This is a genomic window from Heyndrickxia sp. FSL K6-6286 (genome assembly GCF_038630395.1).
Classification (GTDB): Bacteria; Bacillota; Bacilli; order Bacillales; family Bacillaceae_C; genus Heyndrickxia; species Heyndrickxia oleronia.
Window position 1 is genome coordinate 2,809,448 of sequence record NZ_CP152029.1, and the last position, 22,797, is coordinate 2,832,244.

The window sequence follows — 22,797 nt, forward strand, 5'->3', positions numbered from 1 at the left end:
CCTACATTCTTTAAAGTCCCACTTTTCTCCTTCATTTAATACTCAAATAAATTTATATACTAAGTTGAAAACAAATTATTTCAACATCTAATAATTAAATGTTAAAATAAAACTGTAAAAGGTTCTTTATTAAGAAATATGGATTATTTAAAACCTTTTATTATTTTTATATTTAAGGAGATTAAAAGATGGGACGAGTAGAAGGAAAAATTGCTTTAGTAACTGGTGGAGCATCAGGTATCGGCTTATCAGCAGCTACCTTATTAGCAAAAGAGGGTGCTAAAGTTGTCATTGGTGATTTCAATGTAGAAGGTGCAACTGAAGCCGCAGAAAGAATTATTCATTCAGGTGGAGAGGCAATTGGTATATTTTTAGATGCTTCCAAAGAAGACTCTATCAAAAAAGCGGTGGATATAACTGTTGAAAAATATGGAAAAATTGATGTTCTATATAATAATGTAGGCTTAACAAATCTACAAAAAGATGTAGATGTAGTCAATATGGATCTTGAAGAATGGGATCGATTGATGAATGTCAACACTAAAAGTGTATTACTTGGGAGTCGATATGCCATACCACATATGATTAAAGCTGGTGGCGGATCGATTATAAATACTGCATCTATGGCTGCTTTTGCAGGAGATGCAACCCGTTCAGCCTATGGAGCATCAAAGGCTGCAGTAGTAAATCTTACTCGTTATATCGCTGCACAGTATGGAAAGAATAATATTCGCTGCAACAGTGTAGCACCTGGACTTATTCTAACACCAGCTGCAAAGAATAATATGCCAGAACCAGTATTAAGTATTTTTGAAAAATACAATGCCCTACCATATCATGGAGAAGCTGATGATATTGGTTATACGGTTCTTTTCCTAGCCTCTGATGAATCAAAATTTATTACTGGACAAACCATCCAAGTTGAAGGTGGCCATTACATGGCAAATCCAAGTATTGCTGATTTTCAAGCGTTAATAGGTTAATTAATTGTTAGGCATCATATATATTTATATGTCTTTATATTTTCCATGAATATATGGTGTCTAACATGCCCTAGTGACTGCATATCCCAAAAATAAACTTGAAGGCTCTCCTTCTCTTTTTAGTCTTTTTAAATCCTTCCTCCGAGTCAATAATCCAAACTGTTTTTGATACCCAAATTCTATAATAATCAAATTTTTATGTAACTTGCACTCATATACATTTTGATCAAATCCATATAACAATCGTAGAGATGAAGTATTCGTACCAAACCGTTTTGCACCGATCTCAAGTATTGAGATATTCATATTAATTCTCCCTTTTTCGAGATTATTTATCCAAAAGGCATTCATTACATTTTCCGAAATATTCACTATACAAGTCTTTAAACACTTTTACACTATTTAAAAATGCTTGATTATATTGACCATTGTCCTCTACCGACCAACACGTAGCTAACACAGCATGTGCATAACCCCATAATAGAATTCTTTCTTTATTAAGTTTTAATACTTCTACAAATACGTTAATCCTCTTATTTATTACCTCTAACACATTTTCATCTGGAAGATTGTTTAATAAAAACTGGATAATATCATATTCTCTTTCACCAATTAATCCTTTTGGATCGATGGCAATCCATGAGTCATTTCCATCATTTAAGATGTTGTAATGATGAAAATCACCATGAAGTAAAAACAATTTCTCCTTCTTACTATTCAATAAACTAAAGGTGTTTACTGCGTGATAAAGATCTTTCTTTGAAAATGGACCGAAACCATTAGGGTGCTTATTATAAATTTTCCAAAACTGCTCTTCTCTCTCAGAAATTTTTGGGATATAAGCACTTTTAGGTACATGAGTCCATAATTTTTTAGCTATATTTGCAGCAATATATGTTTTTTCTACATCATTATCTAGAGTAGCAAGTGTATTCCCTGGATGTAGCCTTTCTAAAATAAGAATTCCTTTTTCAAGGTCTACATCGAGCATTTTCACCATGCCTCTTCCATCAAATAAAGATAGTGCCTCTACCTCTGCTTGAAAATCCTTACCTGGTATTACAAGTTTCACTACCAGCTCAGTACCATCTATTCTAATGGCAGGTGCTACAAAATTATATGACAAATCAAACGGCTGTAGTATTTGTAATTGCCATCGTTCCTCACATTCCTCAATTAACCTGTGAAAATCGTGTAGCCATAAATCCCCCTTTTTCTTGTGAACTGATTTTATCGTTTTTATAAAATTAATAGGTAGTTGAATCATATATTTCCCCCTTACATATATTCAAATTGGCTTGAACATTACTAAAAATAATTTCATCAACATTATGAAATAGATTTACAAATGATTCACTAGTCCAATTTTACAACTATCTTAATAATGAACTGGAAACCAATCCTTCACATGTTTCAATCAATCCATATTCGTTGTATTTTAGGAATGTTATCTTCAAATACTAAGCTATATACATCTGGATTCGATAATTGGTGCCATTGTTTAAATCCAAAAGATGGTTGAAAATGCTTGATCATTAAAGCCATTAAATTCCCATGAGTGACAAGCATTATATGATTGGAACTACATGTTAAAACGTCTTCGATTACTGTGATTCCACGATTCATCGCCTGTTTACTTGATTCACCACCTGGATAACATAAATCTAGCTCTGTGAATGAATCTTCAAGCATCTCTAACCAATTAGAATGGTCTTTAGAACTTAAAACTCTTTCTGATAAGCGTTCATCCTTAATAATTTCTTTACTGATTGTTTGTGCAAATGGTGTTGCAGATTTAATTGCCCTCTTATAGGGACTAGAAATGATCATATCAATATTTTTATTCAAAAAGTATTCTGAAAGTAAAAGGGACTGTTCGATACCTTTTGGGGTCAGATCAGCATCAAACTTTTGCCCCTCAGCCTGACAATGCCTTACAAGATAAATAATTTTAGACATCTTTTTCTCCTTTTATTGATTCATGCGTTAACTATAGTGTCTTTGCAGTTGTTAAGGATTGTTTTATTTGATAATCTCTGTTTCAATCATTCTTTAATAAAGGAATCACACTCTCATGATTATATAGTTTCATGGTTTCACATATTTGTTTCGGAAGGAGATCATCAATTGAATTTTGTAAGTCAACCAATGCTTTATTAACAAATCCATTTTCAAACCGATCAAGTGATTCAGGCAACTCATCTTCATCCAGAACATAGTGTTGTCCATCCGGAAAAACTAATACATCAATAATCAAATCCTCAAATGACAAAACTCTATCCTTCACATATGTATTTTTTACAATATTAAAATAAGCTCCTAAATAATTCCCCAACATATCTCTCCATATATATAAATTATAGGGACGATCACACCAATAATAGGCAAGGGTATAACTTCCTTTAGGGATAGTTAATTGATTATTACTAGTTTTCATCGTAAAGGATTCAGCGATTCTATGAAATAAAACGACTTTTTGCTGGTTCGAGTTTAGTAATAGACAAGAATGTTCCACAATACTAGAATCATAACGGATTTTTCTTTCTATTATTGTCTTTGGTGTGTATATCATGTAGATTTCCCCTTTAACATTAACTTCTCTCCAACTAAAGCTTTATAACTTAAACTTATTCGCAATTATTTCCGCCACTTCTGTTGCACTTACATTCGTATTATTTATTTTTAAATAATTGTCCTTTTGAATTTCACCGTCAAAGGAATTTAATCTATATTGTTTCAAAGAACTGATTAAATCTTTTTCCGACCATTCAATATTTCTTTTAGAAGGTTTGTGCTTTAATCGATTCGTACTTTTATTTCTTTCCAGCCTTTCTTCAAGATTAGCTTCCAATTCTACAAAATAGATGGTTCCTCCTTTTGATTCGAAAATATTACATATTTTGTTTACCTCATCCCAATCTGATTGAAGATCAAATGCCCATACATATGTAAAAATCAAACCATATAAATCACTTTTTGAAACCTCTTCAAATATTTCCTCCCTAAACAATCCAACTAATCTTTTGCCTTCTTTTGTTCCGTAGTCAAAAAAATGGCTAACTAAATCAATCGTCATATGATTATGAAATAGCTTTAAATCTGTTATCCTTGCTAATTCCTGACCTACTGTCATTTTCCCAACTGCTTGTGGACCAAATATTAAAACAAGTTTCATAGCTCCTCCTTAATTTCCTACTTGAATTTTTTTCATGACCCAATCATAAGACGAGTACAACATTTCACTCTACAAGAGATGTCAGATGAGCAATCATGATTATAGATACATCATACTATAATTTATGTAAAATTTGTTCTATTCTATTTTTGTCAATAACTATGAAACATGTTTAAATTTGATGTAAAACTCTATTATTTTAGGAAGATATTTTCTGTTTTTTTTTGAACATCCACTAGCGTGCACTTTCGTAATCAATCTTTCTCTTTCAACAGAAGACGGAAGGATAAGAATATTCCAATTGTCGCCAATGATAATATTCCTGCTAATATGAAATATCCTACTGCTACACCATTTAAGTCAATGATGATTGTAAACAGGGCTAATAGTAAAAGTCTTAATAACGTACCGATTGATTTAAAAAAGCTCAATACTCTTCCTATTAAATGATTTGGTAATAATTCCATATACATATTCTGTCTAATCAGACGAGTTGAAACATTACACCACCCTATTAAAGCTGAACATAATAAAAAAATCCCTGCCTTTGGAAAGGTGACCGTTAGTATAAGTGCCACGATCATCATGAAATAATTTGCGACCATATAAGAGGATGAACTCAATTTCCGTGTAATAATAGTCGTACATACTCCAGAAATTAGTGCACCTATAGAATACGTAACTTCTCCAAGGGAATAGATTTTTACATCTGCTTTTAAACTATGACTGACAAAGATCGGATTTAATAGATTTACCAGCATAACCGTAATAAAAGGTATCAGTGCTGCCACACCGAATATCATTAATCCCCTTCTCCTTTTAATAAATCTCCAGCTTTCATTGAACATGGATAACCAAGAGTTTCTAGTATCTAATTTCAATTTCTCTTTACTAGTGGAGACATAGTTGATACCTAATAAATTTAAAAATGCAAGTAAATAGGCTAATGCATTAAGTATTAAAACTACATGCAGTCCAAATTTCTCTAGCAATATTCCAGCTAGTGCCCCTGATAAGACTAATGCTGTTTGGTTCTCAATTTCCAAAAACGAATTAATAGATCCGTATAGTTTTGGTTCAAAGATTTCTTGTACAAACGCTGATTGTGCAGATTCATGCATATAAAATATGAAAATACTTGATAAATAAATGAACACCATCATCCATTCAGAGTAGGTTCCCAACCATCCCCATACACTTACGGTCAATAAAACCGTGAAACCCGCTAACTGTTCAAATTGCAGTATAGCCTTACGAGAAAAACGGTCGATCATCGTCCCAGCAAAAGGACCAATGAGTAACGTAAGTATCGCAGAAATAATCATCGTTGAGCCAAGTAATCTAGCAGTACCTGTCAATTCAATCATATACCACGATATCCCTATCATGGTCATACCTTGACCAACTCCCGAGAACAAATTAGACAAAAACAATTTGCGAAAATTCGAATTCTTAATCACTTCTCCCATTTCCTTCACTCCTTAACTAAATTCAAATTATAAAAAACCCCGTGTAAACGGGGTTTTCTTATGATTGGGAATTATTCGCTCGTATTAGTTACTATGTATAGGCGTTTTCCTCCTCTTGGGGTACAATTCTCACGCTTTAGTTACCGTGTAGCGGCATTTTTCTCCTCTTCGGGTACCTTTGTCTCACTTTAGTTACCCTGAACACGTGTTTTCTTCCTTTTGGGGCACCTTTCCCTCACTTTAATTACCCCGAACCCGCGTTTTCCTCTTATTAGGGATTCATTTGCTCACTTTGAATATAATCCTTACCAAAACAAAATGAAGCCTAGTTAGTAATGAAGTTCTCCTTCATTACTAACTAGGCCTAGTCCATAATCATTATGTTTTTATAAAAAAAGACGCTGCAAAAGTAGCACCGATCCAAAAATCGAACATATGTTCTTTTTGTAGTACATTCAAATTAAAAAGTAACTTTCCTTGATTTCCATACTAATAGTATAAATTAAAATTAATTATAAGTCTATATTTAATATAAAAAATATTCTATATTTTTATAACCGGCCGGAAATTTCTTTGAAAAATGGTGATTTTGTATAGTTTGTTCTTTTTGTAAAAAGACAAGAGCCTGTAAAAAATCATAATAGAAACGAGGGATATTTTGAAAATAACCTTATGGGAATCTAATTTAAAAATTCGATTAGCTGGAGAAACTTTATTTAATTTATTTTATTGGATGTACTTTCCTTTCATAACAGTCTATTTTAGTAAAGAATTGGGTAGCCATGTTGCAGGAATATTGATGACATGTCCACCATTAATTATTTTGCTAAGTAATATGATCGGTGGAATTTTAGCTGATTATTTAGGACGAAGACCTGTTATGCTATTGGGTTCGTCCCTTCGAACAATCATGTTTGCCTGTTTCGCTATGGCATCTTCACCTTGGATTAGTTACTTGGCTTTTATTGGAATTGGTTTAGGTGGTGGATTATATGGGCCTGCAAGTGATGCGATGGTAGCTGATTTAGTTCCAGAAAAAGAAAGAAGACAAGTTTTTGCTACGTTTATTACCGGTAATAATATTGGTGCGGTGTTAGGACCCGCATTAGGTGCATTCTTTTTCTTTCATTATCGAAGTGAACTTTTATGGATTTGTACCATTGTCATGTTAGTTTACTCAATAACGATCTATTTTAAGATATCTGAATCCATGCCTAACTATACAAAAAAATCTATTCATAGAAGTGTAAATATGCAATTAATCAAAGAACAATGGAAGAGTTATGGAATGATCTTTCGGGATAAAATATTTATTCTCTATATATTGGGTGGAGTTTTCTCAGTCATTGCAATTATGCAATTAGATTTATATTTAGCCATATATATTACTGAGCATGTCCCCTCTCAATCTCTGATTTCTTGGAGAAACTTTTCAATAAAACTCAACAATACCGATATACTAGGATGGTTACTAGGGCTGAACGGTCTACTCTTTGTTCTATTTGTTATTCCTGTTACAAGATGGCTTAAACACTGGAGTGACCGTGATGTCTTTATCCTTTCAGCCATTTTGACTGGGGTGGGTATGTTTTTCGTTGGATTCACAACAAACATTTGGCTTTTATTTTTTCTCACCATTATTTTTACTTTCGGTGAACTCGTTCGTTCACCTGTATTAAATAATTTTATTAGTGACTATGCTCCTAAGAATGCGAGAGGTCAATACATGGGTGCTTCTAAATTACAATTTACGATTGGAAGATTTTTAGCCCCTATTACCGTTTTTCTTTCTGAATGGACCCCACCCATAGGTGTGTTTGGCCTTATACTTTTTTGTGCATTACTCGGTGGAGCTTGTTATATTTTTCTATATAAAATACATGTAAAGCAAAGTATATAATGTAGGTCTTTTATCGTATCCAGAATAGAAAACTACCATCAACTATTCTGGATATGGTGATTTTTCCATCCTTGTTCCAACCGTTTTTAGTGATATGCATCTCCATTGAACGTTCCTATTGAATTCTTTTAATAGGCGACCCCATTAAAAATTCTATGACTAAATAAAAATATTAAAATTGATATACTTTGTAATCACCATTATCTGATGAATATGTTAATATGTTCCGATCTTCAGGGATACCTTCAAAATAGGCACCCATACAACCTGTAGTACATCTATGTCCTGATATTAAAATATTTACTTTACTCTCAACATATTGATGTTCTAATTCCCTCATAAAATTAAAGACTCTGTTCACAAAGCTTTCAGTGTCTTCGATACCTTTATACACACTTACATCGGGGATGAGTCCATCCATTTTCACTTCACTTATCTTTAAATTGTCTGCTTCTCCTAATTCAAACACATCAAGTCTTTTATCGACTATTACATTCCCACCTGAAACTATTTGAGCAGTTTCAACAGCTCTCTCCTGTGGAGATGAGTACACAAGATCAAATTCTATTCCTTGTAGTTTAGTTCTTAAATTCTCAGCTTGTATGATTCCATTTTTATTTAGTGGATAACCATTGCGTCCTTGCATTCTTCTTTCTTTGTTTAAATCTGTTTCACCATGTCTGATAATATAGATCATCGTTCCACCTCCGAAAAAATGATTTATTTATATATTACAAGAATGGATATATATTACAACTGTTATATTTCTTTCAATTTAATAGTAGTTCCATTTATTCTTAGGAAGTCTTTCTTTAGGTGTTTTAGCAGATTTTTGAAAAGAAATACCAATCTTAAAACAATGAAGAGGGAATTGAGACACATAATTTTCGAATATTATTCTCCATTTTTGTCACATAACAGGTAAAATGTAATTGATTGGATATAGTTTAACAAAAAAATTTAACAAGATGATGATATACCCGTGTAACCAAAAGAAGTTTAGGAGTGTTTCAATGTCTACGCAATCATTAATTGAGCTGAGCAGTACATCATTATATCTCTCTTTTCTTATTTATTTAATTGCTATTTTACCTTGGGGTTTATCAGTGAAATCAAAACGGAGTATATTTTCTAGAGTTGCTCTATTATTAACTCTATTAGGATTTATACTGCAACTTGTTTATTTTATTAGTAGATGGTATGTTTCTGGGCATGCTCCGGTTAGTAATCTTTATGAATTTATGACTTTCTTTGGAATTATGCTAGTTGGTAGTTTTTTTATTTTGTACTATATTTATCGTCAAAGTGTGATGGGACTTTTCATTCTTCCCATTTCATTAATTATTCTTGGTTATGCAAACGCTTTTTCTAAAGACATTTCACCACTTATTCCAGCCTTGCAAAGTAAATGGTTAACCATACATGTGATCACTGTTGCCTTTTGTAGCGCAGTCCTTTCGATATCCTTTGTTACTGGGTTAATTTATTTATTAAAAACCATTAATCCTAAAGAAAAGAGTAAAAAATCATTTTTCCTAGAATTAATTATGTATTTCTTAATCGTAGTTATAGGATTTATTATCATTACTACTGCCTTTCAAACCACGAATTATAAGCAATACATAAAGTTCACAAATAAACAAGATCAAATAGAAATATACGAATATACATTGCCAGCTCTAACTGTTCCAAAGAACTCAGTAATTGTCGAATCACGCGATAGTAAAAATCATATATCCCAGAAAAATAGTGTGATTGAGACTCCATTACTGATAGATGCTCAAAAATTAAATACGATCATTTGGTCGTTTTTAACAGGCACACTTATCTATCTAGTCATTCGTCTAATTTGTAGATGTAATGTCATTTCTTTAATAAAGCCAGTATCAAAGAAGGTAAATGCTAATTTGATGGATGAGATTACATACAGATCTGTGGTTATTGGTTTCCCTTTATTTGCTTTAGGAGGATTAGTATTTGCTATGATCTGGGCACAATTAGCATGGAGTCGTTTTTGGGGTTGGGATCCGAAGGAAGTTTGGGCACTTATTACTTTTCTATTTTATTCTGTATTACTACACTTAAGAATAGGAAAAGGATGGGAAGGAGAACGAACGGCATGGATGGCCATTATCGGATTCGGTATTATTATCTTTAATCAAGTTTTTGTTAATTTAATCATTTCTGGTTTGCATTCTTATGCATAATTAAATACACTGCAAACCGATATTATAGTTAATAGAAAATTACAGCTTACCTCCTTTATATTACAGTATAGTTGATAAAACAAAGCATCGAATATACGGATTCGATGCTTTATTCATAAGGTATTTAATCTGGGAAATATTCTTAACTAGAAGAATTCATTTAGTCCATTCACAAAATAATCATATATATGATCATCAATGATTTTTTCTCCATATCCTTCAAAAAATATGAGTCTATCTACTACGTTTTCAAATGCATTGGGTTTTTGACGAATGGCTAAGGATACATCATATCTAGGGTCACCATAACCCCCTCCACTCCAATCAATTACTCCCGTAATTACTCCATTCGATACTAAAACATTATCAATTGTAAAATCTCCATGTATGAGCGTCTGTTTATAGACATTCGGTTTATTATATTTAATTTTTTCTAATAATAATTTCGTTCCATCCACTTTTTCATTCTGCAAATTATATTCAGCTTGAAGTAACATTTCTTCAAGCCATGTTTGTTGAAATTTTAGATCATTAGGGCACGACGTTAAATGGATTTGAGACAAGATACTCCCGAAATTATAAATTATTTCTTCATGTTTTCCCCTATTTTTTTCATTAGTTAAAGCAGTCCTTAAAGTATCTCCTTCAATATACTCAATTAAAGCCCAGGATTCTTTCGGATTTTTTTGTTGAACAAATTTCTTTACTTTTGGAACTGGTAGATTTGTTTCCCGCGTCAGACAGTTTAGAACTGTTATTTCCCTCTTTAGCCAAGAACAAAATAATTCTCCCTTTGTCCTTTTTAATGCATATAGTCCTCGGGTACTTTCTATTAATCCTATATCGGAGGTATATCCTTGTCGTGGAAACCTTATACTATAAATTTCATGGAGATCTTCCATTATTTCATTTGGAATTTCATTAACATGTATTGGCTGCAATTTAATTTCACCTCTACCAATATATTAATTTACAATGTCTTTCCCTTTACTATAAACTAAAATTTCCATTTAAATAATGTTACATATTATTATTTTTTTCAGCCTTTAAACCGTGCCATTAAGATCGTATTGTAATAATTTCCATCAGATAATAGCTTATCCTTTTTTAAAATGCCTTCTTGCTCAAAGCCATATTTTTCATAAAGTTTAATCGCATGATCATTAGTTTCTAGAACTTTTAGAGTGATTTTTTTGATATCAATAGAGTCAGCCCATTCAAGGGTTTTTATTAATAAATGAGTACCTATCCCGTATCCCCAATATTTTTGTATTACACAGACACCAAACTCAACGATATGCGAATTTCTTCTTAATGTATTCCCTTCACATCTCGAAAATCCTACAATCTTTCCATTTGCTTCACAAACTAAAAATAGATTATGATCCTGTTCTGTATCTTCGAAAATTAATTGTTTAAAACCGCTTTCGTCTATGTAGGATTCACCTGGTTCTCTATCTAAATTTTCCGTTTCACCATCAATTTGTAGTCGGATCTCTGAAAGGTCTTTAGCATCATTCTCTACCGCTAACCTTATGGTAAAAGATAAATTTTTATTACAAAACTTCTTTGCATTAACTTTCATCATATGTCTCTCCCTATCGACTTTACGAACCTTCCTTATTGGATTAACTGATTTACCTTTTGCTCTTCTTTCAAATATTTTTGTATAAGTTTCCTTAAATTATCTTCATTTTTAACTTCATTTAAATTTTTTCCGTACCAGGTTTGGATTTCCTCTTTTGTGATTTTATATTCTTTGTCATTAAAATGAAATCTGATCCATTCAACATTATGAACCAATGAAAAGATATATGTAGCATTATTTATTACTGTTTCTTTGTATATTTGTTCTGATTCTATCCAATTATAATTTAAAATCATTCCATATGGTTTTTCTTTAGTTTTAAGTTCAATTCCTTTTAAACTTTCGCCACTTTGTAACTGTTTTACAATGTTACCAACTGCACTGTTATCACCAACATACGAATCTTTAAATTGAAAGATGCCTTCTTGATCTTTATTAGCACTACAGCCAATTAACAAAATTACTACCAATGTTAAAAAAAACAGAAACTTTATTCTCTGTTTCACTCGAATTCCCCCTTATTAACTGACAACCATTTTTACAGTTCATAAAAAATTATCTTCTTTACACTACCTCTTTAAGTTACGAATTTTCCAGTAAAAGGTTTCAACTTTTTATATTTCTTAAACTTAACATCTCCCTATTATGTCGACCAATTACATCATTTGAAGAGATGAAATGCTAAGAATGAATAAAAGAATATCTGTAAAATAGTTAATCTGCATTAATTTGTGGACAATTTATAAATTTTTGTATGTCATAATAACATTTAATATTCAGGTTATTGCCATCCTTTTAGAGTATTAACAATTTATTCTAATTGATATCCTCTTAAAAAGCTTAATTTTTTGATTAATGAACAAAAACATATTTACTAGCTCTTAAGTGATAAAAACGGATCAGTTAGGAGACGATGACATGACAAATTTACTTAAGGAAAAGCAAAGTGAACAATATCTTGCAGCAATATATACCATAATTGAAAAGGGTATGGTTGCAAAAGAAGTGGTGTGTTCTATAACGACAGGTTTTCGATCGATCCCATCTTTACGAACCAATCCTGGACTTAATCCTTATCATGCATCTGTAGCAGATATCGGGTATGGATTTGATGCAGTTCAAGGCACGATAAAACGAATTCAGAATGGCGAGAAAATTCCACTTGCATTTGAGATGCTTGTTTTTGAGCTTGACACTTTAAGAATAAGTGAAAAGCAATTAAGTCCCAATTTTGAATTAGCTATATATGGAGTAGCTCCTGAATTCAATTATTTAATAAATATTAGTCGATATTTAAATAAACAAATCGGTTTAGCAATCTTTGAAGCTATTTATTTAAGTAAAAAAATATTAGGAGATAAATGGGAAGAAATCCATTCTCGTATTCAGGATATTCAAGCAATTCCTAGACTTTAAGGAGGGTATAAATTGCATAATCAGCCTTTGGTAATGACGAACGAAGAAAGGACAGCTTTATTAGATTGGTGGAACACAATGGAGAAAGCGAAACCAATGGTAAGAAGATTAATGTCATTAATAACAGAACTTCGCGTAGATCCTAAAACTAGTCATGCAGATGGAATGATTTTATTCTACAGAGCTGCTTCGGAGGTCTCCTATGGATATGCAGGTGTCAGAGGCTGCATAAGAAGAGCATTTTCTAATGATGAATATAGGGAGTTCCTACGAATGAATATGGTAATGTGTCATAGTTTTGCAGAACGGTTTTCTGTTGATACAAAAATATTACTTGAAAGAGTTGCCAAACAAATTACAGATCCATGTTCACTTATTTTAGTACAAAAAATTAGAGAAACCTTGAAAGAAAATGATGTTATGCTAAAAGAAATTAGGCTAAAAGCTGATAACTTTCTCAAGTAGAAAAACATAAACTGAGTTTTATTTCCTTAGTAAACAATTTGCAACCAGCAATACTAATAAAAATATATATCATTCACCCCCTTCTCCTAAACTTCAATGAACTTTTAGATATTAATTACATTCCGCTTCCTACTTTGTTAGTATAATTAAAAAGTATATCTTTGTTCTATTATCATTCTATAAAGGAGTAATATTAATGAAACACGTATTAGTAGTTGGTGGATCAGGAATGCTTGCAGATGTATCACTCTGGTTAAATAACCAAGGTTATCACGTATCAGTGATTGCACGAAATCTTCATCGCTTGAATAAGCTTGTAGATAAAGTACCATATAGAGATAGGATTACAGCAATTAGTGTAGATTATAATAATGATGAGTGGTTAAGAAAAGAAATCATATCTACCGTTCTAAAGAATGGAAAGATTGATACAGTTATTGCTTGGATACATTCTTATGCAGAAAATGCCTTAGAAATTATTTGTAAAGAGGTTTCAAATGATAGCGATGAATGGAATTTATTTCATGTTTTAGGGAGTAGCTCGAATTTAAAAGAAATTCAAAAAAATGTTCCTATATCAGATAATTGTTCCTATCATCAAGTTCAATTAGGTTTTATTATAGAAAATAACCATTCAAGATGGTTAACAGATCAAGAAATTTCTGAAGGCGTTATTGAATCAATTAGCAAAAATAAGAAATTACATATAGTAGGAAATATTGAGCCTTGGGATAAACGTCCTAGTTGAGGGTTATTCGTATCCTCTAGTGTGCCAATGTAATCGAATAAGAAAAAGGCATTTCTTATTAATAAATGCCTCTTTTTTTGTTCTATTTATTATAAATTAATAAAATTTCTTTAACTCCATTAGATCATCAATAACGATATCCGCCTGAGAAAGTTCCTCTTCCTTAGCAAAATCAAAATTACATCCTATTGAAACTAGTCTATTTTCCTTAGCTGCATTTATATCAGATAAACGATCTCCTACTACTGCTCCAGTAGTAATGCCATACTTTTCAATAATATTTTGAACAAGATTTGATTTATTCAATGATTCAATTTGTTGGATACTAAATGTTTCTGTCACCCAATTATCCAACTGATAATAACTAACGATTGCATTTAAGTACGCTATTAATCCGTTACTTGCAATATATATCATACAATTATTTTCTTTTAAATAACTAAAAATTTTCTTTACATTAGGATATAAGGCACCCTTGCCACTTTTTATATTATCTATTAATCTTTCAAGAAAGTATGAATCCGTTTGTTCTCTATCACTGATTGAATGATCTGGTAATAAAGTTTCCCATACTTTCGGTAAAGGGACACCCATTATTTCTCGGTATTTATCAATAGGAGTCTCTTTCTCCCATTTATTTTGAGCACGTAAATGATTAAACGTATCTTCAAGTGATAATTCTAAAATCTTATCCGTCTGAAATAGTGTTCCATCCATATCAAAAATTATTGACTGTGTCATCGTTTCTCTCTCCCACAAAAAAAGACTAAATTCATTTAAAAGTTTAGCAAAAATATGATTACTTTTTAACCTAAAATTTCTAAACTTTACTACTTTATTTGAACATTTCCCCCTCATACCGATTTTTTTCTGCTTGTATCTATTTGTGCTGTACGAAATATAAATTTCTCTCAAATACCTGTATACTTCCCTAGCAATACCATAAAATAATCACTAAATGGAAATTGAGGAAAATTGGAGGTATTCTTTTGGGAATTTTCAAGAAAACAAAATCAAACACTTTAACTGCCGCAGAACTGTCAGGACTTTGGCTTCAATATATGGGCGATAGTATGGCAATTTGTGTTTATAAGTATTTTCTTAACATTGTTGAAAACAACGAAATTAAACCTATTTTAGAATTTGCTTTACGATTATCCGAGAGCCATATCACAAAAATTCCAGAGTTCTTACATAGCGCTAATTATCAATTCCCTATAGGCTTTACAGAAAATGATGTGAATGTAAATGCCCCCCGTCTGTTTTCTGACCAATTTTTACTTTTTTACTCCTATATCATGACCATTCATGGATTAACCGCTTACAGTCTAGCTATTACTAACTCGGAAAGACAAGATATACAAAATTATTTTTTCGAATGTGCAGAATCATCAAAAGAATTATTTCAGAAGATAGATGAAGTAGCAAAAAAACATCCAAAATTCAAAAGTGTTCCTTCCGTCCCACCAGTTCGTGGAGAGAAGTTTATAGAATCACCGGGTTTCGTTTCAAATTTAGTGGGAGATAAAAGACCATTAAATAGTTCCGAAATTAGTACCCTTTTCTTTAATTCAACGAAAACTGGATTTGTTCAGTCAATAAGCTTGGCGTTTAGTCAGGTAGCTGAGTGTGAAGAAGTTCGAAATTTTATGTTAAAAAATGTGAAATTAGCAAAAACCGATGTAGAGAGTTTTGATTCTATATTACAACAAGATAACTTACCAATTCCTGAAAAATGGGAGACTGAGATTACTGAATCTACGGTCAGTCCCTTTTCTGACAAATTGATAATGTATCACGCAGGGTTTTTAGTGCATGCAGCTCTTACATATTATGGAGCTTCATTAGGCTCCAGCTTCAGATCGGATTTACTTTTAAACTATAGTAGAGTATTCGCACATGCGATGGAAGCTGGTGCGCGATCCTACAATATTATGGTTAAGCACAAATGGTTAGAAAAACAACCAGAAGCAATTGACAGGAAATCTCTGATGAAAGATTCATAATATGAGGTATCAAATGATTAATAAGAACTGCTTGTCATATAGATATACTTTAAAGAACATTTTGAGAGATTGACCAATATATTAATTAGTACTTATATAGTTGACAGTAGCTATCTTTAGAAAGAGATAGCTTCTTTAGGTTGTTAAAAAAATCTTCGCAACGCACCATTTTTATTAAATTTAAATAATTGTTCATCATAAAAAATTCAATTGTGTATTTTACCTGTTAGTCATTTTACGTTTTATGACCTTATGTATGGAATCCGTTTTGAAGAAAACCCATGTCATTCAATGTAGATAGGTCATTTTAAATGAATAGTACAATTATATAATTGACACTGCCAACGATCTTCAATTTTCCGAAGAATTGTTAGTGAAGTGTTTTCAATATAAGTTGTTCGAAACTCCTCTGGTAATAGACGTTGTAAGGTAAGACCAATTAAGGCACCGTGACTAACAGCTAATACTCTTTTGTTCTTATATAAGCGTACAATATCTTCTAAAAAATCAAGCCCTCTAATGGCGACATTCTCAAAATTTTCTATGCCAAGTTCTAAGTTACGCCAATTCCTTCCCCACTTATTTATTCTTTCTTCCTCAGTTGTTCCTTCAATCATTCCACAATTAATTTCTCGAATTCTATCATCGATCGAACTAATAGGTTGATCGATAATATTTCCAATGATACTTGCGGTTTCAATTGCTCTTAACAAGTTACTCGTAATAAGCATGTCCCAATCTTCATCTTGCGAAAGCCGCTGGCCAAGTTTTTTAGCCTGGATCTTTCCTATATCGTTTATTGAAATATCTGATATTCCTTGTGCTTTACCTAATTCATTCCAATCAGTAATACCATGTCTTATTAATCCTATAGTAGTCATTTCGCACACCTCTAATTTAACATTTGCTTTTGTTGTAATAAGCTCCGCTTGATTTGCTCAAAAAGATACTTCAACAAAAAAGAGCATTAATCCTGCTTTGATTAACGCCATTAGTTTGATAATGAGAAAGAAACACATTTTTGATTTAATTTTTTACTATCCCAATAACAAATTCATTAAATTTTATATGTTACCACTTAACATTTTTTATTTGTTTGATAGATGTGGTTATTTTTTATCTCATCTATAGAAATGAGGATATTATTTTTCTAAGTTATTCTGTATTTTTTAGAATTTCATTTATAGATTTTCTTGAACTGATTGATAAATTTCATTGATCGTCTTTCCCCTTGCCCGTGCTAGAATCTCCATTCTTGCCTTAAGTTGTCTTTCAGAGTATTTATTCATTTCAGAACTGTATTCATTTGATTTCTCGCTTTGCCCAATTACGCCCTCTGCATTTAAAGAAATTGCGATAGGTGCCAATTCCTCAAGTTTCTTAATAATCCTGGCATATAAATGAGGATGTTCACAAATCAAACGCTGAAGAAGAAAGGTACCGTATGCAATATGCCTTGATTCATCCCGCTTTAAGTGATCAATTCCCTCTAGAAGTCCTGGCATTTTACCGATTTTTTGAAGTCCATCATAAAATGTTTTATACCCCGTTTCAGCTAAAACTCCTTCAGCAAACATATTGTACACGGTAGCTGCGTCAGCTATTACCTCTGGGGTTTGCTCATACCAAAGGCGTTCCATTGTCTCTGGAAGAATTTCATAAAATAGTTTACGATACGATTCGGAATGCAAGTGTGAAAGATCATCTTTTTCACCAATAGTATTTAATACAATTCGAAAGAATTCAGTATGTTTCGCTTCATCGCATAAAAATGTAGTAAGAAACATCTCCTCTTCCAATCTACCCTCATTCGCAATCACCCTTAGCAAAGGAAGTAAGTCTAATGTTACCGCCTCTTCTCCTCCCTGAAATTGTGCGAGCAGCTTCAGAATCCAATCTTTTTGATTAACAGAAAGTAGTTTCCAGTCTTCCTTATCCTGTGAGAAATTAATATTTTGAGGATTCCAAACTCCAAATTTTTTTGCCTTTTGATACAAGCGATAGGGGTATGAATTTTCCATTAAACCTTCTGAACTCGTAGTTACTAGTTTCTTCCTCAAGATTATTCACCTTCTTTTTTTAATCTAACTGTATAGAATTTCAATGATTTCTCATTCAATATACTAACTAACCCATCGAGGATCCCTACTAATATTTTCTAAAAGATCATAAGTTCTAATATTCTTGATTTAAGTTCTTATGATTTTTTGTTCATTTGATTGTTTTTCTTTTATCATCTTTTACTATCCATATATATTTTTTCATTTTCATCGATCAAATTTAACTGCTTCCATAAAATTAAGACTGCAAAAATAAACTTTCATTCACTTTGCACTATGGACATCATCATTAGATTGGTCTGACTTTCCATGTAAAGCTTTTATAAAAAGCCCATAATCAATAACAACCATTTCATTATCATGTGATAATGCTATATTTGCTAGTCTTAAATCGACTGGTATGATCCCTCGTAATAAAAACTTCATTGTTAGAGTACTCAGCTTCTGAAGATTTTCCAAATTAATAGGTGCCTTACGCTCCATCTTTTTCATAACAATCCACCCCTGTCCTTTTTCTTTTACTGGACAGAGGTATTGCTTAATATCCGGATGTGCAGAATGATACAGACTAAATTCTTGACCGTTACTTATCAAGCCTATTTCGGAAAATGCAATTTTCAAGACGTATCCGTTATCAAGATCATAAACTATTCGATTTAAACCATTGCCAATAAGCTTATATGGAAGTTCAAGTGTACGTTGAGCTAGTTTTCTTTTTTTAGTCGGAATAAGGAGAGGATATTTCTTCATTTCGGATATCCATGCATCAATAGATCCAATTTCCTTACTCGATAAAAAAGAGCTACCCTTATCATTTGTAATCGGCATATTTCCCATCATCCTTCTTTATCAATAGTTTTTCTAAAAGACTTTGAAGTTCTGAAAACTGCCATTTTTATGAGTATCCGAATTCAATAATGAGTATTAATAATCTCTAAATTCGATTCTCATCTTTAGATGAATCTGTTTTTTTAGTCTTTTGATTGAATCCTTTAACACAAGACCAGTTATCTGCTGATCATATATCATTGAAATCCGTACACTTCCTAAAAGGGACCAAAATAATCCTTATATGCACCATAATCAGATAATGTTTTTCGAAATTTCTGATTCAAAAAAATGCATATGTGTCCTCGCCATTTCTTTGTAATTACTTCAATTTTATGAAACATAAGTAGAATTGTTTGTACTTTCGCTGAATATTGTAAATTTTATAGAATGTGATAATCGGAATAAGCCCCTCCAATTTTTGTCGCTTTTAAAATACCAGTTACTAAGCCTAATGTTTTTAATAAACAACTTATTTCGTAACCATGTACTTACTTTCGATTAGTACTAGAATCTAGTCCAAATGCAACTAAAAGTTTTTTATTACTTATACGTATTACTTTTAAAAAAGTATATTTAGATTTGAAATTTTTTAGATTAATAAATTCTCCGCAATTAAATTCACCCACTTGAATATAAAAAGCGATTCTAATTTAGAATCGCAACGCTTGTTTAAAAGTATCATGTTATATCTTCAGGATTTTATAAAATTATCAGATATATATAATCGTTTGATCAACATTTCAAAAATATAAGCAGCATCTTTCATCTTTTAATACACCAATATCAAACATAATCGAAACATATTCCTAGGGCTGATCATCACCTTTATTAGATTAACGAATTATAGGTTTACGAAATTTATCGTGCACTTATACATTAATGGAAAATTTTATTCACTTATATTTAAACTTGGAGTTCTAACATTTGAAAATGGGCATATTCTTTGTTGAGAATTTCTCTTAATTTACAAATAAGCGGAAAGGGTGAAAAGAAACTTATGAAGGAAATACCTGTAACTGGTTTTATGGTACATTCACCTGATTCTAATAATGATTATTCTCATATTTTATATCTAACGACATGGGATGGAAGACCACTTCATAAACATAATTTTTCAGGTGTTACGTCATTTAATGTTGGGCATGAACATAGATATGCTGGTACGACAGAGCCAGCACCCACTAAAGTGGACCCCTTCGTCAAGACACTAATTTAAATTTTTTAAGGTGGGTCAGAATCCATTATGGATATCTGCTTTATAGGAGCTAGAGGTGCTCACTGGGGCTAGGGGGGTGGTAGGTGCACATTTTTTTGCGAGTGATTCATCCTACTCTATTTTTCCTTCTCAGGGGAGGTTCTGTCAAGGGCGAGCGGAGCGAGGGCTAGCCATACCCTTGACAGGTTCTTCCCTGAGAAGTATCATCCCTTATGGATGAATCACTCCGAGGCCATAAACGGAGGCGGGGGGTTTATAGCCAATCGATTGGTGAGGGCGTTCATAGTTATAGAAGTGGATAAAATTGTTAATCTCTTTCCTTGCTTCTCTTGGACTCTCGTAATCTTTTAAGTAAACCTCCTCATATTTAATCGTTCTCCATAACCTCTCTGTAACAATATTATCAAGGGCTCTTCCTTTGCCGTCCATGCTAATTCGGATGTCCTTATCCAGCAGTAATCCGGTATATTGGGGACTGGTAAAATGGCTACCCTGATCACTATTTAAGATCTCTGGCTGTCCTACCGACAGAGCCCGTTTCACTGCCTCCAAGACAAAGTCAATCTCTAGTGTTTGGTCTAGCTCCCAGCTAACGACAAAGCGAGAATACCAGTCTATCAGAGCTACAAGATACATCCAGCCTCGTTGGAGGCGAATGTAGGTAATATCGATTCCCCAGACGTGGTTAGGGTGGCTAATGGCCAAATTTCTAAGAAGATACGGATAGATCCGGTGCTCAAGATTGCGTTTACTAAGGTTAGGGCCGGGAGAAATCCCTGCAATGCCCATTTCCCGCATATGACGTTGTACAGCCTTGCGATTAATATTTATTCCATTGTTGTTTAGAACAACAGTAATTCGCCTAGACCCAAAATAGGGATGCTTGGTATAAATTTCATCAATCTTGTGCTTGATAAATATTTCCTCAGGAGAAGGCTCGACTGGCTTATAATACAAGCTAGTACGATTGAGCCCAAGCAGCTGAGCCTGGGTAGTGATTGGCAGCTCTTTATCATCCCAATCAATCATTTGAATACGCTCGGCCCTACTCCTTGATTCCAGATTTTTTTTTAAGCCACGACAATTGCGTGGTTAAACGGCCAACCTCAGCGTAGAGGTTTTCAATTTGATTTTCATATTCCGCCTTCATTTGATCCGCTTTTTTATTTTCTTTAGCGAAGATCGAAGGCATTTGATCAAGAAATGCATTCCTCCATTGTCTAATTTGATTGACGTGAATTCCATGAGATGAAGCGATTTCATTCATGGTCTTTTCTTCCTTTAGGACCTCTAGCACGATTTGAGCTTTAAACTCTGGTGTGTATCGATTTCTTTTCATAAACCTACTTTAACATCTCCTCATTTCGTGTCTAGTTTCTTGGGTCCATTATATAATCTTTTAAGTAAACCTCCTCATATTTAATCGTTCTCCATAACCTCTCTGTAACAATATTATCAAGGGCTCTTCCTTTGCCGTCCATGCTAATTCGGATGTCCTTATCCAGCAGTAATCCGGTATATTGGGGACTGGTAAAATGGCTACCCTGATCACTATTTAAGATCTCTGGCTGTCCTACCGACAGAGCCCGTTTCACTGCCTCCAAGACAAAGTCAATCTCTAGTGTTTGGTCTAGCTCCCAGCTAACGACAAAGCGAGAATACCAGTCTATCAGAGCTACAAGATACATCCAGCCTCGTTGGAGGCGAATGTAGGTAATATCGATTCCCCAGACGTGGTTAGGGTGGCTAATGGCCAAATTTCTAAGAAGATACGGATAGATCCGGTGCTCAAGATTGCGTTTACTAAGGTTAGGGCCGGGAGAAATCCCTGCAATGCCCATTTCCCGCATATGACGTTGTACAGCCTTGCGATTAATATTTATTCCATTGTTGTTTAGAACAACAGTAATTCGCCTAGACCCAAAATAGGGATGCTTGGTATAAATTTCATCAATCTTGTGCTTGATAAATATTTCCTCAGGAGAAGGCTCGACTGGCTTATAATACAAGCTAGTACGATTGAGCCCAAGCAGCTGAGCCTGGGTAGTGATTGGCAGCTCTTTATCATCCCAATCAATCATTTGAATACGCTCGGCCCTACTCCTTGATTCCAGATTTTTTTTTAAGCCACGACAATTGCGTGGTTAAACGGCCAACCTCAGCGTAGAGGTTTTCAATTTGATTTTCATATTCCGCCTTCATTTGATCCGCTTTTTTATTTTCTTTAGCGAAGATCGAAGGCATTTGATCAAGAAATGCATTCCTCCATTGTCTAATTTGATTGACGTGAATTCCATGAGATGAAGCGATTTCATTCATGGTCTTTTCTTCCTTTAGGACCTCTAGCACGATTTGAGCTTTAAACTCTGGTGTGTATCGATTTCTTTTCATAAACCTACTTTAACATCTCCTCATTTCGTGTCTAGTTTCTTGGGTCCATTATACACAGGAGTTCCACATACCCACAAATACTTTACTATTACTTCATTAGATGATGGACATAAACATGAAATACGTGGAGTGACTGGGCATGCTATTCCAATTACTGGTGGTGGTCATTATCATAATTTTCATGGAGTAACTACAGTTAATGGAGCCCGTCCTCACTCCCACAAATATAGTGGTAGAACCAGTCCTAGTGGTTAAATATTAGTAATTTATCACTGAACTAGTAGAAGTTTAATATTGTATCGAGGCATTTACAAGAACTTTCCGTCTTCTAAAAAGACTAAA

The 22,797-nt window shown here is 33.0% G+C and carries 22 protein-coding genes and 3 pseudogenes; 9 read left to right on the forward strand and 16 right to left on the reverse strand.

Annotated elements, in window-relative coordinates; all coding sequences use genetic code 11:
* Nucleotides 1-188 precede the first annotated feature (188 nt).
* Nucleotides 189-983, forward strand: coding sequence for an SDR family NAD(P)-dependent oxidoreductase (locus MHI39_RS14205; protein WP_180211811.1), 795 nt, complete (start codon nucleotides 189-191; stop codon nucleotides 981-983).
* Nucleotides 984-1,053: 70 nt separating this feature from the next.
* Here MHI39_RS14205 and MHI39_RS14210 read toward each other — a convergent pair.
* The 6 genes and pseudogenes from MHI39_RS14210 to MHI39_RS14235 form a co-directional block, all read right to left on the reverse strand.
* Nucleotides 1,054-1,170, reverse strand: a pseudogene (locus MHI39_RS14210) (DUF3977 family protein); the annotation flags it as partial.
* Between the two features lie 141 nt (nucleotides 1,171-1,311).
* On the reverse strand, nucleotides 1,312-2,250 hold the full coding sequence (locus tag MHI39_RS14215) for an aminoglycoside phosphotransferase family protein (RefSeq protein WP_058005907.1): 939 nt from the start codon (nucleotides 2,248-2,250) through the stop codon (nucleotides 1,312-1,314).
* Nucleotides 2,251-2,396: 146 nt separating this feature from the next.
* Nucleotides 2,397-2,942, reverse strand: coding sequence for a histidine phosphatase family protein (locus tag MHI39_RS14220; protein ID WP_058005906.1), 546 nt, complete (start codon nucleotides 2,940-2,942; stop codon nucleotides 2,397-2,399).
* 82 nt (nucleotides 2,943-3,024) lie between these two features.
* Nucleotides 3,025-3,561: a DUF402 domain-containing protein gene (locus tag MHI39_RS14225; protein WP_328797866.1), complete on the reverse strand. Its 537-nt coding sequence runs from the start codon at nucleotides 3,559-3,561 to the stop codon at nucleotides 3,025-3,027.
* A 36-nt stretch (nucleotides 3,562-3,597) separates the two neighbouring features.
* Complete coding sequence (locus tag MHI39_RS14230; protein ID WP_342539476.1) at nucleotides 3,598-4,158, reverse strand: AAA family ATPase; 561 nt, start codon at nucleotides 4,156-4,158, stop codon at nucleotides 3,598-3,600.
* A 254-nt stretch (nucleotides 4,159-4,412) separates the two neighbouring features.
* Complete coding sequence (locus MHI39_RS14235) at nucleotides 4,413-5,627, reverse strand: MFS transporter (protein WP_216383654.1); 1,215 nt, start codon at nucleotides 5,625-5,627, stop codon at nucleotides 4,413-4,415.
* A gap of 658 nt (nucleotides 5,628-6,285) precedes the next feature.
* On the opposite strand from MHI39_RS14235, the gene MHI39_RS14240 reads away from it, so the two are divergent.
* Nucleotides 6,286-7,527, forward strand: a complete 1,242-nt coding sequence (locus MHI39_RS14240; protein WP_058005902.1) for an MFS transporter — start codon at nucleotides 6,286-6,288, stop codon at nucleotides 7,525-7,527.
* A 172-nt stretch (nucleotides 7,528-7,699) separates the two neighbouring features.
* On the opposite strand, the gene MHI39_RS14245 is transcribed toward MHI39_RS14240, so the two are convergent.
* A complete protein-coding gene (locus MHI39_RS14245; protein WP_180213268.1) occupies nucleotides 7,700-8,224 on the reverse strand; it encodes a histidine phosphatase family protein in 525 nt (174 codons plus the stop codon).
* A 316-nt stretch (nucleotides 8,225-8,540) separates the two neighbouring features.
* Between MHI39_RS14245 and ccsB the strand changes: the two genes are divergently transcribed.
* A complete protein-coding gene (gene ccsB / locus MHI39_RS14250) occupies nucleotides 8,541-9,734 on the forward strand; it encodes a c-type cytochrome biogenesis protein CcsB (protein ID WP_342539477.1) in 1,194 nt (397 codons plus the stop codon).
* 146 nt (nucleotides 9,735-9,880) lie between these two features.
* On the opposite strand, the gene MHI39_RS14255 is transcribed toward ccsB, so the two are convergent.
* The 3 genes from MHI39_RS14255 to MHI39_RS14265 form a co-directional block, all read right to left on the reverse strand.
* Complete coding sequence (locus tag MHI39_RS14255; RefSeq protein ID WP_259545550.1) at nucleotides 9,881-10,675, reverse strand: aminoglycoside phosphotransferase family protein; 795 nt, start codon at nucleotides 10,673-10,675, stop codon at nucleotides 9,881-9,883.
* Nucleotides 10,676-10,773: 98 nt separating this feature from the next.
* Nucleotides 10,774-11,319, reverse strand: a complete 546-nt coding sequence (locus MHI39_RS14260) for a GNAT family N-acetyltransferase (RefSeq protein WP_259549541.1) — start codon at nucleotides 11,317-11,319, stop codon at nucleotides 10,774-10,776.
* 35 nt (nucleotides 11,320-11,354) lie between these two features.
* A complete protein-coding gene (locus tag MHI39_RS14265) occupies nucleotides 11,355-11,828 on the reverse strand; it encodes a DUF4825 domain-containing protein (RefSeq protein ID WP_259545552.1) in 474 nt (157 codons plus the stop codon).
* A 412-nt stretch (nucleotides 11,829-12,240) separates the two neighbouring features.
* On the opposite strand from MHI39_RS14265, the gene MHI39_RS14270 reads away from it, so the two are divergent.
* The 3 genes from MHI39_RS14270 to MHI39_RS14280 all read left to right on the forward strand — a co-directional run bounded on the left by MHI39_RS14270 (nucleotide 12,241) and on the right by MHI39_RS14280 (nucleotide 13,951).
* Nucleotides 12,241-12,738 carry a hypothetical protein gene (locus MHI39_RS14270; protein ID WP_342539478.1) on the forward strand — a complete coding sequence of 166 codons (498 nt, stop codon included), beginning with the start codon at nucleotides 12,241-12,243 and terminating at the stop codon, nucleotides 12,736-12,738.
* Between the two features lie 12 nt (nucleotides 12,739-12,750).
* Nucleotides 12,751-13,203 (forward strand): hypothetical protein, encoded by a 453-nt coding sequence (locus MHI39_RS14275; RefSeq protein WP_342539479.1) that lies wholly within the window; start codon nucleotides 12,751-12,753, stop codon nucleotides 13,201-13,203.
* A 196-nt stretch (nucleotides 13,204-13,399) separates the two neighbouring features.
* Nucleotides 13,400-13,951: a short-chain dehydrogenase gene (locus MHI39_RS14280; RefSeq protein ID WP_342539480.1), complete on the forward strand. Its 552-nt coding sequence runs from the start codon at nucleotides 13,400-13,402 to the stop codon at nucleotides 13,949-13,951.
* 96 nt (nucleotides 13,952-14,047) lie between these two features.
* Here the strand turns inward: MHI39_RS14280 and MHI39_RS14285 are convergent, their stop codons facing one another.
* On the reverse strand, nucleotides 14,048-14,692 hold the full coding sequence (locus MHI39_RS14285; protein ID WP_071975764.1) for an HAD hydrolase-like protein: 645 nt from the start codon (nucleotides 14,690-14,692) through the stop codon (nucleotides 14,048-14,050).
* Between the two features lie 248 nt (nucleotides 14,693-14,940).
* Here MHI39_RS14285 and MHI39_RS14290 point away from each other — a divergent pair, with 248 nt between their 5' ends.
* On the forward strand, nucleotides 14,941-15,957 hold the full coding sequence (locus MHI39_RS14290; RefSeq protein ID WP_342539481.1) for a DUF3231 family protein: 1,017 nt from the start codon (nucleotides 14,941-14,943) through the stop codon (nucleotides 15,955-15,957).
* Nucleotides 15,958-16,259: 302 nt separating this feature from the next.
* Here the strand turns inward: MHI39_RS14290 and MHI39_RS14295 are convergent, their stop codons facing one another.
* The 3 genes from MHI39_RS14295 to MHI39_RS14305 form a co-directional block, all read right to left on the reverse strand.
* Nucleotides 16,260-16,838, reverse strand: a complete 579-nt coding sequence (locus MHI39_RS14295; RefSeq protein ID WP_058005892.1) for a histidine phosphatase family protein — start codon at nucleotides 16,836-16,838, stop codon at nucleotides 16,260-16,262.
* Between the two features lie 300 nt (nucleotides 16,839-17,138).
* A complete protein-coding gene (locus MHI39_RS14300; protein ID WP_212941344.1) occupies nucleotides 17,139-18,017 on the reverse strand; it encodes a R2-like ligand-binding oxidase in 879 nt (292 codons plus the stop codon).
* A 264-nt stretch (nucleotides 18,018-18,281) separates the two neighbouring features.
* A complete protein-coding gene (locus MHI39_RS14305) occupies nucleotides 18,282-18,845 on the reverse strand; it encodes a hypothetical protein (RefSeq protein ID WP_212941346.1) in 564 nt (187 codons plus the stop codon).
* Nucleotides 18,846-19,845: 1,000 nt separating this feature from the next.
* On the opposite strand from MHI39_RS14305, the gene MHI39_RS14310 reads away from it, so the two are divergent.
* On the forward strand, nucleotides 19,846-20,064 hold the full coding sequence (locus tag MHI39_RS14310; RefSeq protein ID WP_342539483.1) for a hypothetical protein: 219 nt from the start codon (nucleotides 19,846-19,848) through the stop codon (nucleotides 20,062-20,064).
* A 210-nt stretch (nucleotides 20,065-20,274) separates the two neighbouring features.
* On the opposite strand, the gene MHI39_RS14315 is transcribed toward MHI39_RS14310, so the two are convergent.
* Together MHI39_RS14315 and MHI39_RS14320 are read right to left on the reverse strand one after the other, a co-directional pair.
* Nucleotides 20,275-21,403, reverse strand: a protein-coding gene (locus MHI39_RS14315) for an IS3 family transposase (RefSeq protein WP_152984831.1) whose coding sequence is annotated in 2 segments (ribosomal slippage) — nucleotides 20,275-21,138 and nucleotides 21,140-21,403 — 1,128 coding nt in all. Because the reading frame shifts where the segments join, the coding sequence is not laid out codon by codon here.
* Between the two features lie 52 nt (nucleotides 21,404-21,455).
* Nucleotides 21,456-22,455 (reverse strand): annotated as a pseudogene (locus MHI39_RS14320) (IS3 family transposase); the annotation flags it as partial.
* A 54-nt stretch (nucleotides 22,456-22,509) separates the two neighbouring features.
* On the opposite strand from MHI39_RS14320, the pseudogene MHI39_RS14325 reads away from it, so the two are divergent.
* Nucleotides 22,510-22,710, forward strand: a pseudogene (locus MHI39_RS14325) (YmaF family protein); the annotation flags it as partial.
* Nucleotides 22,711-22,797: the final 87 nt, after the last annotated feature.